The sequence below is a fragment of the Microvirga yunnanensis genome, from assembly GCF_025460875.1.
Genome location: NZ_JAMXFI010000066.1, coordinates 15,508 through 32,339 on the forward strand (window position 1 = coordinate 15,508; position 16,832 = coordinate 32,339).

Genomic DNA, 16,832 nt, shown 5'->3' on the forward strand with positions numbered 1-16,832 from the left:
TTCCCTTGTTCTCCAGGATCGGAGTGGCGTTCGGGAATCGGCCACCCGCGATGCTCGGCCCTTTGTCGGGCCGCGGACAATTGCATTCCTGACGGGGCAGATGTCCGGATGGGGAAGCTTGTCGCTCCGGGCCTCGACGCTATCTTGGCGCACGCGGGAAAAGCATCGTGCCGGACGGAGAGCTGGCGCCTCCTTGGCGCCCGCCTGACCTTCTCGCCCAGCCGCCTCTCGCATCGAGACAAGCCCGGAGATGACCGCGGTGGCGAATGGCCGCCACGTTCCCGTGACGACGGCGCTCTCCCCTCACGACCGCAAGGCCAAGCCCGGCCTCACTGCTCAATGGGCTGAAGGGAGCTCCGCCGTCGCGCCCGTCTCGGTCAACGGAACGTTCATCACACAGACGACGCCGGTGGGCGCGTAGGTCAGCCGGACGTCCCCGCCGATGTCCTGCGCCAGGCTCCGCTCGATCAGCCGCGTGCCGAAGCCGCGGCGGGTCGGAGCGGTGACGCGCGGGCCGTCGCGCTCCTGCCATTGCAGCACCAGGCGCGGAACGTCGCCCGGCTCGACCGTCCAGGTGATGTGAACGCATCCCGACGGGACGGAGAGCGCGCCGTACTTGGCCGCGTTGGTGGCGAGTTCGTGGATCGCCATGGCGATGGCCAGGGCCGTCCGCGGGATGAGGCGCAGGCGCGGGCCCTCGATGTCGAGGTGCTTCGTCTTCTGCCGGAGATAGGGCTCGACGACCTCGTCGATGATCTCCCGGAGCTCCGCGCCTTCCCAGTTCTCGCGCGTGAGCACGTCATGGGCGCGGGCGAGCGCGAACAGGCGATCCTCGAAGGCCTGGAGCTTGGGGCGGCTCTCCTCGCTCAGCTGCCGCAGGCTCTGGGCGGCCATCGACTGCACGATGGTCAGGGTGTTCTTCACCCGGTGGTTCAGCTCGTTGATGAGGAGTTCCCGATGCTCCTCCCATTCCTTGCGCTCGTGGATGTCGACGCTCACGCCGAACCATTTCGCGATGGCGCCCTCCGGGTCGAGATGCGGCATGGCCCGGAACGCGTGCCAGCGGTACTCCCCGTCCCGGCGGCGATAGCGCACCTCGCCCTCGTAGATCTCGCCCGTTTCGCGGCAATGCTGCCAGTAGGGCAGGATGCGCGCCGCATCCTCGGGGTGCATCGCGCTGACCCAGCCGTAGCCGAGCGCCTCCTCGGTGGTCTGCCCGGTGAACTCGTGCCAGCGCTCGTTCATGTAGAGGATGCGGCCGTCCTCCGACCCGACCCAGACCAGAGCGGGCGCCGCATTGGTCACGGTCTGGAACTCCGCCGCGCTCGTCCGCAGGCGCTCCTCGATCTCCTTGCGTTCGGTGATGTCGAGAACCGAGCCTACATAGCCCAGGAAGGTGCCGTCCTCGCCGATGCGCGGCGCGGCCGTGTCGATGGCCCAGCGATAGGTCCCGTCCGCCCGGCGGAGCCGGTATTCGAGCTGGAACGGCGCCTGCCGGGCATTGGCGGACCGGAACGTCTCGCCCGACCAGGCGCTGTCGTCCGGATGGACCGCATCGAGCCAGCCGAAGCCGAGCCCGTTCTCCGGCGACTGGCCGGTGAACTCGTACCAGGAGCGGGACAGGTAGGAGCAGGCCCCGTCCGGCTCCGTCACCCAGACCATCACCGGGGCGTTGTCGGCCAGATTGCGGAACCGGGCCTCGCTCTCGCGGACGCTTTCCTCCGCCTGGACCCGCTCGGTGACGTCGTATCCCTCGGAGAAGATGCCCGTGACATTGCCGTTGCGGTCCGTGATCGGCTGGTAGACCAGGTCGACGAAGCGGTCCTCGACGGGGCTTCCCGGGTGTCGCTGGAGGCCGACCCGAAGGTTGCGTCCGACGAACGGCTCGCCCGTCGCGTAGACCTTGTCGAGCAGCTCGAAGAAGCCCTGGCCGGCCACCTCGGGCAGGACGTCCCGGACGGGCTTGCCGATAATGTCGCGACGGTGGCCCACGAGCTGAAGATAGGCGTCGTTCGCCAGCTCGAAGACATGGTCGCGCCCGCCCAGCATCGCCATGAAGCCGGGCGCCTTCCGGAAGAGTTCGCGCAGCCGCTCCTGCTCCGCCCGCAAGGTGGCCCGCAGCTTGACCTCCCCGGTCGTCTCCGTGCAGGCGCAGAACATGCCCCCGATGCCGCCCGTCTCGTCGCGCACGGGCGAGTAGGAGAAGGTGTACCAGGTATCCTCCGGATAGCCGTTGCGCTCCATCACCAGGTGCAGGTCCTCGTGGAACGTCGCCTCTCCGGCGAGCGCCTTGGTGACCAGCGGCTCGATATCGGGCCAGATTTCCGACCATACCTCCCGGAAAGGCAGACCCAGGGCGTGCGGATGCTTCGCCCCGAAGATGGGCCGGTAGCCGTCGTTGTACAGGAAGGCGAGGTGCGGCCCCCAGGCGACGAACATGGGAAACTTGGAGGTGAGCATCAGGCTCACCACGGTCCGGAGGCTCTGCGGCCAGCGCTCCGGCTGACCGAGGGGCGAAGCGGCCCAGTCGTGAGACCGCATGAGAGCCCCCATCTCGCCGCCTCCGCTCAGGAAGTCGAGATTGGGCGCCGGCTTATGGTGCATCGTGACTGCCTGTCGCAAACGACCCGGCCTTTCGGTCGTGAAGTCTGGCGGAGCTGTCGGGATGGCGACGACGGGTGGACAGGACCGTGCCGGGTCCGCCGGCGTCGCGGCCATGAACCCTGGCTTGCACGGAAGCCGGGAGTGGGGGCGCGGGCGGAATGTTCGAGATAGGGGTGGCCGACATGCCGACTTTCGGGAAGCAGAGAATACCCTGCCATTTAGGCCGTCGCACTGTTCATTCAATGATCTCCGGTCCTTGGGCGCCGAGCCCGGAGTGGCGTTCCCCTCGCCTCACCCGACACCCCGGGGCTTCCCGGCCACCCTCCGCCCGCCATGGCACCCTCCCCGTCACCCTCCGCCCGTCCTAACACCCTCCACGTCATCACCGGCCTTGTGCCGGTGATCCCGCTCCGGTGAGGCGCGGCGCTTCTCAGAAGCGGGATGGCCGGGACAAGCCCGGCCATCCCGATCCGAAAGGCTCGGCGCTTCAGACAAGCGGGATCACCGGGACGAGCCCGGTGATAACGTGGCGGGGAGACACGGCCAGACCGATCCGGTGAGGCTCAGGGCTCCATGGCATCACGTTCAGCGGGGCGAGCCCGGGAGGACGGAGGATGGCCGCATCCGCTTTGCTCAGAAAGGTTCCAGCCCGCCCTATTGCCGCCGCAGACTAATCACTATATTGCAGCGCATCAGATTTATCGCCCGGTACGAGCCAGGGGCGCGGCCAAGCTTGCCGCGTGCCGGGCCGCTTTGCTTTGAAAGACCCCGTATGAAACTCCGCAATATCGCCATCATCGCCCACGTCGACCACGGCAAGACCACCCTGGTCGACAAGCTGCTCCAGCAATCCGGCGCCTTCCGCGAGAACCAGCGCGTGGAAGAGCGCGCCATGGACTCGAACGACCTTGAGAAGGAGCGCGGCATCACCATCCTGGCGAAGGCGACCTCGGTGGTCTGGAAGGACACCCGCATCAACATCGTCGACACCCCCGGCCACGCCGATTTCGGCGGCGAGGTGGAGCGCATCCTGAGCATGGTCGACGGCGCCATCGTGCTCGTGGACGCGGCCGAGGGCCCGATGCCCCAGACCAAGTTCGTGGTGTCCAAGGCCCTCAAGATCGGCCTCAAGCCCATCGTGGCCATCAACAAGATCGACCGCCCCGACGCCCGCCATCAGGAGGTCATCAACGAGGTGTTCGACCTGTTCGCGGCCCTCGACGCCACCGACGAGCAGCTCGACTTCCCGATCCTCTACGGGTCCGGCCGCAACGGCTGGATGGCCAAGTCGCCGGAAGGCCCGAGCGACCAGGGCCTGGCGCCGCTGTTCGATCTCGTGCTCGAGCACGTGCCGCCGGCCAAGACCGAGGAAGGTCCGTTCCGCATGCTCGGCACCCTGCTCGAGTCGAACCCCTTCCTGGGCCGCATCGTCACCGGGCGCATCAGCTCCGGCTCGGTGAAGCCGAACCAGTCGATCAAGGTGCTCGACCGCGAGGGCAACGTGGTCGAGACCGGCCGCGTGTCCAAGATCCTGGCCTTCCGCGGCCTGGAGCGCCAGCCGATCGACGTCGGCGAGGCCGGCGACATCGTGTCCATCGCGGGTCTCGTGAAGGGATCGGTGGCCGACACCTTCTGCGCCCCTGAGAACGACATCCCGATCCAGGCGCAGCCGATCGACCCGCCGACCGTGACCATGTCGTTCATCGTCAACGACAGCCCGCTCGCCGGCACCGAGGGCGACAAGGTGACGAGCCGCATGATCCGCGACCGCCTGTTCAAGGAAGCGGAAGGCAACGTGACCCTCAAGATCGAGGAGGCGGCCGACAAGGATTCGTTCTATGTCTCCGGCCGTGGCGAATTGCAGCTCGCCATCCTGATCGAGACCATGCGCCGCGAGGGCTTCGAGCTCGCCGTGTCGCGCCCCCGCGTGGTGTTCGAGAAGGACGCGAACGGCCAGCTCCTCGAGCCCATCGAGGAAGTGGTCATCGACGTGGACGAGGAGCATTCGGGCGTCGTGGTGCAGAAGATGTCCGAGCGCCGCGCCGACATGATCGAGATGAGGCCCTCCGGCGGCAACCGCCAGCGCCTCGTGTTCTACGCCCCGACCCGCGGCCTCATCGGCTACCAGAGCGAGCTTCTCACCGACACCCGCGGCACCGCGATCATGAACCGCCTGTTCCACGCCTACGAGCCCTACAAGGGCGAGATCGCGGGACGGCGCAACGGCGTGCTGATCTCCAACGATTCCGGCGAGGCCGTGGCCTACGCCCTGTGGAACCTGGAGGATCGCGGCCCGATGATGATCGAGCCCGGCTGGAAGGTCTACCAGGGCATGATCGTGGGCGAGCACAACCGCGAGAACGATCTCGAGGTCAACGTGCTCAAGGGCAAGAAGCTGACCAACATCCGCACCACCTCCAAGGACGAGGCCGTGCGCCTGACGCCGCCGATCCGCATGACCCTGGAGCGCTCCCTCGCCTGGATCGAGGACGACGAGCTCGTCGAGGTGACGCCGAAGTCGATCCGCATCCGCAAGGCGATCCTCGACCCGAACGACCGCAAGCGCGCCGAGAAGCAGAAGGAAGCGCTGAGCGCCTGAACCACCGCTTCCCGCCACGACGAAAGGCCGCCCCGAGGGGCGGCCTTTTTCATGGGCTCTCTTTCTGATCTGGCGCACCTCGCGGCCGCCGGCCAGAGGTGTTTCCACAGGCGTGGAATCACCTCTCGTCTTGGCCGTGCCGCATTTTTGACGGCGAACCGGATCCACTTCGCCGAAAAATGCTATATGCAATGCAATAAAGATGCAGGGGCGTCATGCTGAAGATCTACGGCCAGCCGAAATCCATCAATGTGAGGAAGGTGCTTTGGACCTGCGCGGAGCTCGGCCTTCCGTTCGAGAGGGTCGATTGGGGCGGCGACACCCGGCCCGTCACGGACCCCGCGTTTCAAAGGCTCACCCCGGTCGGGATGATCCCGGTGCTTGAGGACGCCGGTCAGATGTTCTGGGAGTCGAACAGCATCGTCCGCTATCTCGCGGCCCGCGAAGGTCGCCGTGATCTCCTGCCCGGCGCACCGGCCGAGAGGGCCCATGTCGAGAAGTGGATGGACTGGCAGGTCTCCGACTTCAACAACACCTGGCGCTATGTTTTCCTCGGGCTTGTCCGCAGGAACCCGAATTTCCAGGACCCGGCGCAGATCGCCCGATCCTGGGACGGTTTCTGCTCCGCCGTTCGCGTGATCGACCGGGAACTGGCGCGCACCGGCGCCCATGTGGCCGGACCGCATTTCACCTGCGCGGACATCGTGATCGGTCTCTCGATCCACCGCTGGAAGAGCATTCCGCTCGAACGGCCCGATCTGCCGGCGATCGAACGCTACTACGATCGTCTCTGCGAACGGGAGGGATTTCGCACCTACGGCCGGGACGGTGGAGTGTAGAGGGGAGAAGTCGGCATCGGCTCCTCCCCAGACGCGAAGGGTGCTCCGATCACCCTCCGATCACCCCTCTGATCACCCCTCTGATCACCCTTCCGCCTTGCTGCTCTGGCCCTTCTTCGCGCCCTCGCCCATCGGGTTCGTCGAGTCCTCGCCCGAGGCCTCCGGATTCTCGCGGCCCTGCGGGGTCAGCCGGGGGGCGCTGATATCCTCCTCGGTGGCCTGCTTGGACTTGTCGTCGGTTTTTCCCATCGCTGCTGTTCCTTCTGATGCGTTCAAAAGCATCAGACGTGTCATCGAACTCACGCCCGATGCTTGAGGCTTTCGTTTTGGAGCATCTTTTCACGCAAAACCGGTTCCCACTTTTGCGTCCGATGCTTCAAGCTTTTGTTTGGGAGCATCTTTCCACGCAAAACCGGTTCCCACTTGTGCGTCCGATGCTCAAGTGGGGCCGCCGGAGCCGCCGGTCGGGCCCGAGCCGGAATCGGAGCCTGCATCCCCTTCGTTGCCGAGGGAGCGCGAGCCGCTCGGGTCGGTGAGCCCGGTCGCCCGTCCGCCCGCATCGGTGCCGCTCGTGGGGCTGCCCTTCGGCCCGCCGGGAATGGTGCCGGAGCCCACCTGGGTCTTGTTGGAGGGATCCACCGCGCCGCCGAGATCGAAGCCGGGGCGGTCCTGGGCGCCGGGGCCGGGATCCCGTCCGGCTTCGTCAGGGTCAGGACGTTCCGTCGGGACGCGGGGCCCCGCGTTGTGGTTCTGGGTCATGATGATCGGGTCCGTTCCTACGAGCTCGTGGAATCCGTCGCGTCGTGGTCGCCGACGTCCGGCAGGGCGCCCGTGCCGGGCGTCGAATCCGGGTTGGTCAGCGACGGCTTGCTGTGGGGTCCTGCCGCCGGCTGCTTCCCGCCCGGGCCTTGTTCGGTCGACCTCTGCTGGCCGCCCTGCGGGTCGAGCCGCTTGGACTCCACGTCCTTCTTCGTGTCGTCGGTGTGATTGCCGTAGCCTGCATTGCCCATCGCCGTGTCCTTTCAGCCGTCCTGTTTGCCGTTCACGGCGGTGGCGCGCTCGATGGCTTCGGCGGTCGCGTCCTTGTCCTCGGGCGAGAGGCTCGCGTCGCTCAGGTGCCTGGTGGTCTCCGGCGTCTCGGCGGCCGTGAGCTCGTCATGGCCGTCCATGCCGGCCTTGCTGGTCTGCCCCTGGCGGTAGTTGTAGGCCTCGCCGCCGGGCTCGCTCCATACGCGCCTCAGGGTCGCGTTGCCTTCGATGCCGCCGTCGCGGTTCGGATCGACGGGACTGTCGATGCCGCCGCGCTGCTCGTTGCGGATCTGATCCGCCGTCTGATCCTTGAGTGAATGAGGCGCCTTGCGTTCCGCCATGATGAACTCCTTGAAACATCGTTCGAATTTCGTGCGTGCAAGGAGAACCCGGCGGGCGGGGCGAAGTTCTGGCCACGCTTGCGCGGAGCGCCAACAAAAAGGGCGGCCGTGAAGCCGCCCCGATGGTCTGCGTGCCGAGAGGATCAAAGCCCTTCGAACAATGCGCTCGAGATGTAGCGCTCGGCGAAGGAAGGCGCGACCGTGACGATGCGCCGGCCCTTGAACTCGGGGCGCGCCGCCACTTCGAGCGCGGCCGCCACGTTGGCGCCGGTCGAGATGCCGCCGGGAATGCCTTCGAGCTTCGCGAGCCGGCGCGCAGTGTCGAAGGCCGTCTGGTTGCCGACCGTCACCACGTCGTCGATGAGCGAGCGGTCGAGGACATCCGGCACGAAACCGGCCCCGATGCCCTGGATCTTGTGCGGACCTGGCTGGCCGCCGGAGAGCACGGGAGAATCCTCCGGCTCCACGGCGATCACCTTCATGGCCGGCAGGCGCGGCTTGATCACCTGGGCGACGCCGGTGATCGTGCCGCCGGTGCCGACGCCCGCCACGAAGGCGTCGAACCGTCCGTCGGTGTCGTTCCAGATCTCCTCCGCGGTGGTCCTGCGGTGGATCTCCGGATTGGCCGGGTTCTTGAACTGCTGCGGAATGACCGAGTTGGGGATCTCGGTCAGGAGCGCCTCGGCCCGGGCCACGGCGCCTTTCATCCCCATGGGGCCGGGGGTGAGCACGAGTTCCGCGCCGAGATAGGCCAGCATCTTGCGACGCTCGATGGACATGGTCTCGGGCATCACCAGAATCAGCCGGTAGCCTCGCGCCGCGGCCACGAAGGCGAGCGCGATGCCGGTATTGCCGGAGGTCGGCTCGATCAGGGTCGTGTCGGGATTGATCGTACCGGCAGCCTCCATGGCCTCGATCATGCTGACGCCGATGCGATCCTTCACGCTGGAGATCGGGTTGAAGAACTCGAGCTTGACGAGGATCTCGGCGTCGATCCCGCGCTCCTTGGGCAGCCGGTTCAGGCGCACGAGCGGGGTGTTGCCGATGGTTTCCGTGATCGAGCCGTAGATGCGGCCGCGCCCGGGCTTGGCGTCGGAGCCCGACAGATGGGCGGTGTCAGCCATGAATATCCTCCTTCAGGTCGGCGGAAATTTAGCCTTTCCCATACGGAGTGTCGATCTTTGCCCCTATTCACATTTCAAATGGTGAAATCGACGGCCGGGGTCGTCTCGACAGCCGACTCAGCCTGCGCCTTCTGGCACAGATCCTCCACCGTCACCTTGTCGAGCTCGGCCAGGAACGCCTCGGTTCCGCGCTGCACCAGGGGCGACACGACGGCCTCGGCGAGGCGCGATTCCGGCACCGGAGAGGCTGCGTCCTCCTCAAGGGCCGACATGGCGATGCGCACGATGTCGCCGGCCGTGATCCGGCGTCGCTCGCGGGCGAGCTCGTAGCCGCCCCGGGGGCCGCGCACCCCCTTCAGGATGCCCTGACGGACCAGAGCCTGCAGGACCGGCTCGAGATAACGCGGGGGCAGGTTGTGCCGGGCCGCGAGCGCCTTGGCCGAAACCGGCATCGGCCGGGCGTGGAGCGCGATGTCCGTGACGGCGGCGATGGCAAGAAGCGAGCGGCGCGAGAGGAAATTCATGCGAGTGCTTCCCTACCCCAGCCCAGTCGATCCGAAGCCGCCTGCCGCGCGACCCGTTTCGTCGACCTGGCTCACCTCGACCAATTCTACCATGGTGACCGGGGCGACCACCATTTGGGCGATGCGCATGCCGCGGGCGATGGAAAAAGGCTCGGAGCCGAGATTGACGAGAAGCACCTGCACCTCGCCGCGGTAATCCGCGTCGACGGTGCCCGGCGTATTGAGCACGGTCACGCCATGGCGAAAGGCCAGCCCGGAGCGGGGCCGCACCTGGGCTTCGAAGCCGGGTTCGAGCTGCAGGACGAGGCCGGTGGGAACGAGCGCCCGCTGCATCGGCTGCAGGACGATCGGCGCCTCGGCCGGATGGGCGGCCACGAGATCCATGCCGGCGGCTCCGGCCGTCTCGTAGCGCGGCAGCGGCAGATCGGCCGCATGGGCGAGCCGCTGGATGCGCAGGCGCCGGCTCATGGCTGTCCCCCTTTCGCCATCGCGCCCAAGCGCTCCACGAGCTTCTTGGCCACGTCGGCTTTCGACAGGGTCGGCCAGGTCTCCACGCCTGACGCGCTGACGAGATGCACCGTGTTGCTGTCGCCCCCCATGACGCCACCCGCCGCGGACACGTCGTTGGCCACGATGAGGTCGCAGCCCTTCTTCGCGAGCTTCTGCCGGGCATGCTCGATCACGTGCTCGGTCTCGGCCGCGAAGCCCACCATCAGCGGCGGGCGGTCCTCGCTGCGATGGGCGATCGTGGCGAGAATGTCGGGATTCTCGGCGAGCGACAGGTTCGGCAGCGCGCCGTCCTTCTTCTTGATCTTCTGCTCGCCCGCGTTGGCCACGCGCCAATCGGCGACGGCCGCGGCGAAGATTCCGATATCGGCCGGCAGGGCTTTCTCGACGGCATCCAGCATCTCGCGGGCGCTCTCCACATGGACGGTCGTCACGCCGGCTGGATCCGGCAGCGTCACGGGGCCCGCAATCAGCGTGACCCGGGCCCCCGCGTCGGCGGCTGCCTTCGCGATGGCATGGCCCTGCTTGCCCGAGGAGCGGTTGGCGATGTAGCGGACCGGGTCGATGGGCTCGTGCGTCGGTCCCGAGGTCACGATCACATGCCTGCCGGCCAACGGCCCGGACGGGGCGAGCAGGCGCTCCGCGGCAGCCGCGATCTCGAGCGGCTCGGCCATGCGGCCGGGGCCGAACTCGGCCTCGGCCATGGCGCCGTCATTGGGCCCCACCACATGAACACCGTCCTGTCGGAGGATCGTCAGATTGCGCTGCGTGGCCGGATGCTGCCACATGCGCACGTTCATGGCCGGAGCGATCAGGATCGGCAGGATCGTTGCGAGCAGCACCGTGGAGGCGAGATCGTCCGCATGGCCGCCGGCCATCTTGGCCATGAGATTGGCCGTGGCCGGCGCGACGATCACGAGATCCGCATCGCGGGCGAGCTTGATATGGCCGATATCCGCTTCGTCCTCACGGTCGAAGAGATCGGTATGCGAGCGCTGGCCCGTGAGGGCGGAGGCCGCGAGCGGGGTGATGAAGGCCTGCGCGCCCGCGGTCAGGATGCAGCGGACGGAGGCGCCGCGCTCCCGCAGGCGGCGGATGAGGTCGAGCGACTTGTAGGCCGCGATGCCGCCGCCGATGACGAGGAGGATGCGTTTGCCCGAAAGCGCCGTCATGCGAAGCCCCTGAACAGCATGATCATCAGCGAGGCCGCGATGATCCACAAGGCCGCCACGCCCCAGCGGTTGCCCCGCGCCTCGGCCCGGCCGATGGCCGCGACGCTGTCCTGGTCGAGCGCCACGCCCCGGGCCGTCACGTCCTCGAGCTGGTTGAGCACCCGCTCGGCCCGCAGGGCCAGCTCGGGCAGGTCGCCGATGACGCCGGCGAGCGTCCACAGGCCGCGGCCCGCCTGCTCGGCGCGGCCCAGCGGCCCGAGGTTGCGCTCGATCCAGTCGCGCACCACGGGCTCGGAGGTGGTCCACATGTCGAGCTTCGGATCCAGGTTACGGGCCACGCCCTCGACCACCACCATGGTCTTCTGCAGCATGACCAGCTCGATGCGGGTCGCCATGTCGAACAGGGCCGTGATCTCGAACAGGAGCGTCAGGAGCTTCGCCATCGAGATCTCGTCGGCGCGGCGATCGTGGATCGGCTCGCCGATGGCGCGGATGGCCTGGGCGAAATCCTCCACCGAATGGTGCGGCGGCACGTAGCCGGCCTCGAAGTGCACCTGCGCCACCCGCAGATAGTCGCGGCGGATGAACCCGAGCAGAATTTCGGCGAGGAAGCGCCGCTCCTTCAGGCCGAGACGGCCCATGATGCCGAAATCGACGGCCACGAGGCGCCCTTCCGCATCCACGAACAGGTTGCCCGGATGCATGTCGGCGTGAAAATAGCCGTCGCGGATGGCGTGGCGCAGGAAGGACTGGATCACCGTGCGCCCGAGCGCGACCCGGTCGAGGCCCGCCGCTTCGATCCCGGCCAGATCGTTGAGGCGGATGCCTTCGATCCATGTGGTGGTGAGCACGTCGCGCGCGGTGAGGTCCCATTCCGGCTTCGGCACGCGGAAATCCGGGTCGTCCTTCGTGTTCTCCGCCAGTTCCGAGACGGCCGCCGCCTCGAGGCGCAGATCCATCTCCACGGCGACGGAGCGGGCGAGCGCCTCCACGATCTCCAGCGGCTTGAGGCGGCGCGCGTCGGGAACCACGCGCTCGAACAGGCGGGCGGCCGCGCGCATGGCCTGAAGATCGCGGGCGAAGCCCTCGCGCACACCGGGGCGCACGACCTTGACCGCCACCGTCTCCTCGCCCTCCGCCGTGCGGATGCGGGCCCGGTGAACCTGCGCGATGGAGGCGGCCGCGATCGGCTCGCTGAATTCCAGGAACAGCGCGTCGATGGGGCGGCCCAGGGCGATCTCGACCATGCGCACCGCCTCCGCCCGCGGGAAGGGCGGCATGCGGTCCTGCAGGCGCTCCAGATCGCGGGCCGCCGCAACGCCGACGATATCCGGGCGGGTCGCGAGGAACTGGCCGAATTTCACGTAAGACGGCCCGAGCCGCGTCAGGGCCTTGGAGAGCCGCGCCGCTCCGTCGCCGGCCTGCGGCCGCTCGACGAGGCGCGCCATCCTCAGGCCGAAGCGGGCGGAGGGCGGCAGGGCGCTCGGATCGACGAGCGCCAGGGCGCCTTCGCGGGCCAGGACGAACCCGGCGCGCAGGTTGCGGGCAAGATGAACGAGGCTGCCGATCACGTGTCAGATCTTCCAGCCGGAATGAATGGCGACGACGCCCGCCGTCAGGGACCGGTGCGTCACGCGCCGGAACCCCGCTTCCTCGATCATGCGGGCGAAGGCAGCCGGGGGCGGGAAGCGGCGGATCGATTCCACCAGATATTGATAGGACTCCGCGTCCCCCGTCACCATGCCTCCGAGGCGCGGGATGACGTTGAAGGAATAGGCGTCGTAGATCCGGTCGAGGAGCGGCACGTCGACCTTCGAGAATTCGAGGCAGAGGAAGCGGCCGCCGGGCTTCAGGACCCGGTGCGCCTCGCGAAGCGCCGCATCGATGCGCGGCACGTTCCGGATGCCGAACGCGATGGTGTAGGCGTCGTAGGTCGCGGATTCGAGCGGCAGCTCCTCCGCATTGGCCTCGATAAAATCGATGCGGCCCTCGTAGCGGTGGCCGGCCCGTTCGGCCCCGACCTTGAGCATCTCGCCGTTGATGTCGAGCACGGTCACGCGGGTCTGCGGGCCGCTCTCGTCCAGGATGCGGAAGGCCACGTCGCCGGTGCCGCCGGCCACGTCGAGATGGCGGAACGGCCGGCCGCGGGGCGGGCGCAGGGTGGACACGAGGGCATCCTTCCAGACCCGGTGGAGCCCGGCCGACATGAGATCGTTCATCAGGTCGTAGCGGCTCGCCACGGAGCGGAAGACCTCGTTGACCTTGCCCTGCTTCTCGCCGAGCGGCACGGACTGGAACCCGAAATGGGTGTTCTCGTCGGTCATGACCTTCACCAAATCTCTCGTCACCTCGAGCGTCGGACCCGACGGGCCACGACAGAAAAAGCCGGGCCCGGCTTTGCGCACGATGCACCAATGTCGCGATCCATAGCGGAAGCGGGGCGGGATGGCTATGTAAGAGGTCTCAAGAAGCCGAGAGATGGTTGATGCCCGAACTGCCCGAAGTCGAGACCGTGCGCCGCGGTCTGGAGCCCGCCATGGTCGGCGCCCGCTTCACCAGGGTGACCCAGCGCCGGCCCGACCTGCGCTTTCCCTTCCCGGATCGGTTCGCCGAGCGCCTGGAGGGCCAGGAGGTCACGGCCCTGGGCCGGCGGGCCAAGTACCTCCTGGCCGATCTCGCGTCCGGCGAGGTGCTGGTAATGCATCTGGGCATGTCCGGTCGATTTCTGGTGACCCGGGACGGAGCCACCCGCATGCCGGGGGAATTCCATCACGAGCACGGCGGCCTCGGGGCCCATGACCATGTGGTGTTCCAGTTCTCCAACGGGGCGACCGTCACCTACAACGACGCCCGCCGCTTCGGCTTCATGGACCTGGTGCCCCGCTCCGCGATCGAGACGTCGAAGCACTTCGCCGGCATGGGCATCGAGCCCCTGGGCAACGAGCTCTCGGGCGAGACCATCGCGAGGCTCTTCGCGGGCAAGCGCACGCCCCTGAAGGCCGCCCTCCTCGACCAGCGCCTCATCGCGGGCCTCGGCAACATCTATGTCTGCGAGGCCCTGTTCCGCACCGGGCTCCATCCGGAGGCGGCCGCGGGATCGCTCGCGACCAAGACCGGTCAGCCGACCGACAAGGCGCACCAGCTCGCCGGCGTCATCCGCGACGTGCTGGCCGAGGCCGTGGAAGCCGGCGGTTCGACCCTGCGCGATCATGCGCAGGTGGACGGCTCGCTCGGCTATTTCCAGCACTCTTTCCGGGTCTACGACCGCGAGGGACAGGCCTGCGTGACTCCCTCCTGCACCGGAACGGTGGCCCGGCTCGTGCAGTCCGGCCGCTCGACCTTCTACTGCCCCGAGTGTCAGAAGCGCTTGCGCGCATGAGCGCGCCCACGGCTTTGCCGAAAGGAGGGGGCAGGGCTTGTCGGATTTGCTCTTGCCGCATCGACCGGCCTCGCCTACCGGTGTCTCATCCAGCGATGAGGAGACGCCGGCATGGCTTTTGAGACCATTCTCGTTGAGACGCGCGGCAAGGTGGGGCTGATCACCCTCAACCGCCCCCAGGCCCTGAACGCCCTCAATACGGCCCTGCTGAACGAGGTGAACCAGGCTCTCGACGCCTTCGAGGCGGACCCGGCCGTCGGCTGCATCGTCATCACCGGCTCGGAGAAGGCCTTCGCGGCGGGCGCCGATATCAAGGAGATGGCGGAACTCACCTATCCGCACACCTACATGGCCGACTTCTTCTCCGGCTGGGAGAAGGTGTCGGGCCGCCGCAAGCCCATGATCGCCGCAGTCGCGGGCTTCGCGCTGGGCGGCGGCTGCGAGTTCGCCATGATGTGCGATTTCATCATTGCGGCGGACAACGCCAAGTTCGGCCAGCCCGAGATCAAGCTCGGCGTGATGCCGGGCATGGGCGGCACGCAGCGCCTGACCCGGCTCATCGGCAGGGCCAAGGCCATGGAGATGTGCCTGACGGGCCGGACGATGGGCGCCGAGGAGGCCGAGCGGTCCGGGCTCGTCGCCCGCGTGGTGCCGCTGGCCGATCTTCTGAACGAGGCTCTGAAGACCGCCGACACCATCGCGTCCATGTCGCTGCCCATCGCCATGATGACGAAGGAAACCATCAACCGCGCCGACGAGGTGTCGCTGTCCGAGGGCATTCGCTTCGAGCGGCGCCTGTTCCACGCCATGTTCGCGACCGCCGACCAGAAGGAAGGCATGACGGCCTTCGTCGGGAAGCGCGCAGCCGAGTTCAAGAACCAGTAGATCGTGCTCACCATCGGATTCGACGCGATCGCGGCTCTCGCCGCGGTCTCCTTCCTTGCGGGCTTCGTGGATTCCATTGCCGGAGGCGGAGGGCTCATCACCGTGCCGGCTCTTCTGCTCGCGGGCCTCGATCCCGCCCAGGCGATCGCCACCAACAAGGTCCAGGGCTCGGTCGCGGCGGCCTCCGCCACCTATACCTTCGGGCGCAAGGGGCTGATCGAATGGCGCAAGGCCTGGGGGTTCACCCTGGCGGCGTTTCTCAGCAGCATCGCGGGAGCGCTCTGCGTGCAGTTCCTGCCGCGTTCCGTGCTCGAGGGGCTGATCCCGCTGCTGCTGGTCGCGATGGCTGTCTATTTCGCGCTCTCGCGCAAGATGAAGGACGAGGATGCGCAGGCCCGGATGACGGCTCTCGCCTTCGGCCTCACGGCACCGGTCGCCATCGGCTTCTACGACGGGATCTTCGGCCCGGGAGCAGGCTCCTTCTACATGCTCGCCTTCGTGACGCTCCTCGGCTACGGGGTGGTGAAGGCGACCGCTCATACCAAGCTCGTCAATTTCGCCAGCAATTTCGGCAGCCTTCTTCTCTATGCGTCGACGGGCGCGGTGGTCTGGCCGGTCGGCATCGTCATGGCGGGCGCCTCCTTCCTGGGAGCCCAGGCGGGATCGCGGCTCGCCATGCGGCTGGGCTCCCGGATCATCCGCCCGCTCCTGGTCGTGGTGTCGGGCCTCATGGCGCTCAGGCTCCTTCTCGACCCGGCCAATCCCTGGCGCCAGGCCCTGCAGAAGGCCGTCCTGGCGCTTTTTTGACGCGCAAAGGCCCACGGACGTTGACGTTCGCGGGCATCGCGTCTATAAGCCGCCTCACATGAGCCCGCGCGTCCCGCGGGCTCTTCGGTTTCCATGCAATCAACCGATCGCTGCCGGAGTTCTCGATGGGCTCGAGCTTGGCGCATCGGGATTTTAAAGAACGAGGATGGGCCATGGCCAACACCGTGTCCGCCAAGAAGATGACCCGCAAGATCGCGAAGCGCACCGCGATCAACAAGTCGCGTCGCAGCCGGATGCGGACCTTCGTCCGCAAGGTCGAAGAGGCGATCGCCGCCGGCAACCAGACCGAGGCCGTGGCCGCTCTGCGCGCCGCCGAGCCGGAGATGATGCGCGCCGCCCAGAAGGGCATCGTGCACAAGAACACCGCGTCCCGGAAGGTCTCGCGCCTGGCGAGCCGCATCAAGACGCTGAGCGCCTAAGAAGCAGCCTCCACCGCTGACTTCCATCATCGATCAGACCCGGCCTCGCGGCCGGGTTTTTTCGTCTCTGAGCCCCGATTCCGCGGTCAAATTTTATCCACACCGCAGCTTGACTTTATCCCCGCCTGACAGGGTGAAAGCTCCACAGAGCAGATTCAAACTGCACATAAAACATCCAGTGACATCAAGAGCTTAGCAGGCAAAGCATCGCGAAGCATCAGAATCACCTCCCGAGTCGCGGCGAATCGGTTCTGAATCAAGGTTGCGCAAAGACTCTTTTTTCAGGCTCGGGACAGGCTGTGGTGGAACAGTGAATCAGTTGAAGAGTCAGGACTTTAAAGCCCAGATTCAAAAGCTGTGGACGAGGCTGTGAACGCAACAAAGGGCTTGCAGCCCCCCGTGACTCGACTCGGCCGTATTGCACCCCGTCCCGCACCCTGTGTAAGGTCAATTCGCTTCAACGGCTCGCCGTGAAGTCATTCACTCAAAGCTCGAACTAAAGACACCATGTGCGGGGATCAGTCGTTGTTTCATTCTCTCCAGAAGCAAGCGAAGGCTCATCCTTTACCGAGAGGTAAACTT

17 protein-coding genes are annotated in these 16,832 nt (G+C 67.1%); 6 read left to right on the top strand and 11 right to left on the bottom strand.

Annotated features, from left to right (window positions below; translation table 11 throughout):
• Positions 1-336: 336 nt before the first annotated feature.
• The gene (locus tag NF876_RS26615) at positions 337-2,604 is read right to left on the bottom strand and encodes a PAS domain S-box protein (RefSeq protein WP_262271377.1); all 2,268 of its coding nucleotides are present in this window, start codon (positions 2,602-2,604) and stop codon (positions 337-339) included.
• Positions 2,605-3,376: 772 nt separating this feature from the next.
• Here NF876_RS26615 and typA point away from each other — a divergent pair.
• Both typA and NF876_RS26625 read left to right on the top strand, forming a co-directional pair.
• Positions 3,377-5,203, top strand: a complete 1,827-nt coding sequence (typA, locus tag NF876_RS26620) for a translational GTPase TypA (RefSeq protein ID WP_262271378.1) — start codon at positions 3,377-3,379, stop codon at positions 5,201-5,203.
• Positions 5,204-5,418: 215 nt separating this feature from the next.
• Entirely contained in the window at positions 5,419-6,042 is a 624-nt protein-coding gene (locus tag NF876_RS26625; protein ID WP_262271379.1) for a glutathione S-transferase family protein, read from the top strand.
• An 84-nt stretch (positions 6,043-6,126) separates the two neighbouring features.
• Here NF876_RS26625 and NF876_RS26630 read toward each other — a convergent pair whose 3' ends face one another.
• The 10 genes from NF876_RS26630 to ubiE form a co-directional block, all read right to left on the bottom strand.
• The gene (locus NF876_RS26630) at positions 6,127-6,291 is read right to left on the bottom strand and encodes a hypothetical protein (protein WP_262271380.1); all 165 of its coding nucleotides are present in this window, start codon (positions 6,289-6,291) and stop codon (positions 6,127-6,129) included.
• A gap of 189 nt (positions 6,292-6,480) precedes the next feature.
• Positions 6,481-6,801: a hypothetical protein gene (locus tag NF876_RS26635; protein WP_262271381.1), complete on the bottom strand. Its 321-nt coding sequence runs from the start codon at positions 6,799-6,801 to the stop codon at positions 6,481-6,483.
• 17 nt (positions 6,802-6,818) lie between these two features.
• The gene (locus NF876_RS26640; protein ID WP_262271382.1) at positions 6,819-7,052 is read right to left on the bottom strand and encodes a hypothetical protein; all 234 of its coding nucleotides are present in this window, start codon (positions 7,050-7,052) and stop codon (positions 6,819-6,821) included.
• A gap of 12 nt (positions 7,053-7,064) precedes the next feature.
• Positions 7,065-7,412: a hypothetical protein gene (locus NF876_RS26645; RefSeq protein ID WP_262271383.1), complete on the bottom strand. Its 348-nt coding sequence runs from the start codon at positions 7,410-7,412 to the stop codon at positions 7,065-7,067.
• A 143-nt stretch (positions 7,413-7,555) separates the two neighbouring features.
• Positions 7,556-8,536, bottom strand: a complete 981-nt coding sequence (gene cysK, locus NF876_RS26650; protein ID WP_262271384.1) for a cysteine synthase A — start codon at positions 8,534-8,536, stop codon at positions 7,556-7,558.
• Positions 8,537-8,610: 74 nt separating this feature from the next.
• Positions 8,611-9,060 carry an RrF2 family transcriptional regulator gene (locus NF876_RS26655; protein ID WP_262271385.1) on the bottom strand — a complete coding sequence of 150 codons (450 nt, stop codon included), beginning with the start codon at positions 9,058-9,060 and terminating at the stop codon, positions 8,611-8,613.
• Positions 9,061-9,072: 12 nt separating this feature from the next.
• On the bottom strand, positions 9,073-9,528 hold the full coding sequence (gene dut / locus NF876_RS26660) for a dUTP diphosphatase (protein ID WP_262271386.1): 456 nt from the start codon (positions 9,526-9,528) through the stop codon (positions 9,073-9,075).
• Complete coding sequence (gene coaBC, locus NF876_RS26665) at positions 9,525-10,739, bottom strand: bifunctional phosphopantothenoylcysteine decarboxylase/phosphopantothenate--cysteine ligase CoaBC (RefSeq protein WP_262271387.1); 1,215 nt, start codon at positions 10,737-10,739, stop codon at positions 9,525-9,527. The genes dut and coaBC overlap by 4 nt, the downstream gene beginning before the upstream one ends.
• Positions 10,736-12,310 carry a 2-polyprenylphenol 6-hydroxylase gene (gene ubiB / locus NF876_RS26670; RefSeq protein WP_262271388.1) on the bottom strand — a complete coding sequence of 525 codons (1,575 nt, stop codon included), beginning with the start codon at positions 12,308-12,310 and terminating at the stop codon, positions 10,736-10,738. Before ubiB ends, coaBC begins: the two co-directional genes overlap by 4 nt.
• A 3-nt stretch (positions 12,311-12,313) precedes the next feature.
• Positions 12,314-13,063: a bifunctional demethylmenaquinone methyltransferase/2-methoxy-6-polyprenyl-1,4-benzoquinol methylase UbiE gene (gene ubiE, locus NF876_RS26675; RefSeq protein WP_262271389.1), complete on the bottom strand. Its 750-nt coding sequence runs from the start codon at positions 13,061-13,063 to the stop codon at positions 12,314-12,316.
• 161 nt (positions 13,064-13,224) lie between these two features.
• Here ubiE and mutM point away from each other — a divergent pair, with 161 nt between their 5' ends.
• The 4 genes from mutM to rpsT all read left to right on the top strand — a co-directional run bounded on the left by mutM (position 13,225) and on the right by rpsT (position 16,250).
• Positions 13,225-14,118: a bifunctional DNA-formamidopyrimidine glycosylase/DNA-(apurinic or apyrimidinic site) lyase gene (gene mutM, locus NF876_RS26680; protein WP_262271390.1), complete on the top strand. Its 894-nt coding sequence runs from the start codon at positions 13,225-13,227 to the stop codon at positions 14,116-14,118.
• Positions 14,119-14,229: 111 nt separating this feature from the next.
• On the top strand, positions 14,230-15,003 hold the full coding sequence (locus tag NF876_RS26685; RefSeq protein WP_262271391.1) for an enoyl-CoA hydratase: 774 nt from the start codon (positions 14,230-14,232) through the stop codon (positions 15,001-15,003).
• Between the two features lie 3 nt (positions 15,004-15,006).
• Positions 15,007-15,810 (top strand): TSUP family transporter, encoded by an 804-nt coding sequence (locus NF876_RS26690; protein ID WP_262271392.1) that lies wholly within the window; start codon positions 15,007-15,009, stop codon positions 15,808-15,810.
• A 173-nt stretch (positions 15,811-15,983) separates the two neighbouring features.
• The gene (gene rpsT / locus NF876_RS26695) at positions 15,984-16,250 is read left to right on the top strand and encodes a 30S ribosomal protein S20 (protein ID WP_114947025.1); all 267 of its coding nucleotides are present in this window, start codon (positions 15,984-15,986) and stop codon (positions 16,248-16,250) included.
• The last annotated feature ends 582 nt before the right edge of the window (positions 16,251-16,832 follow it).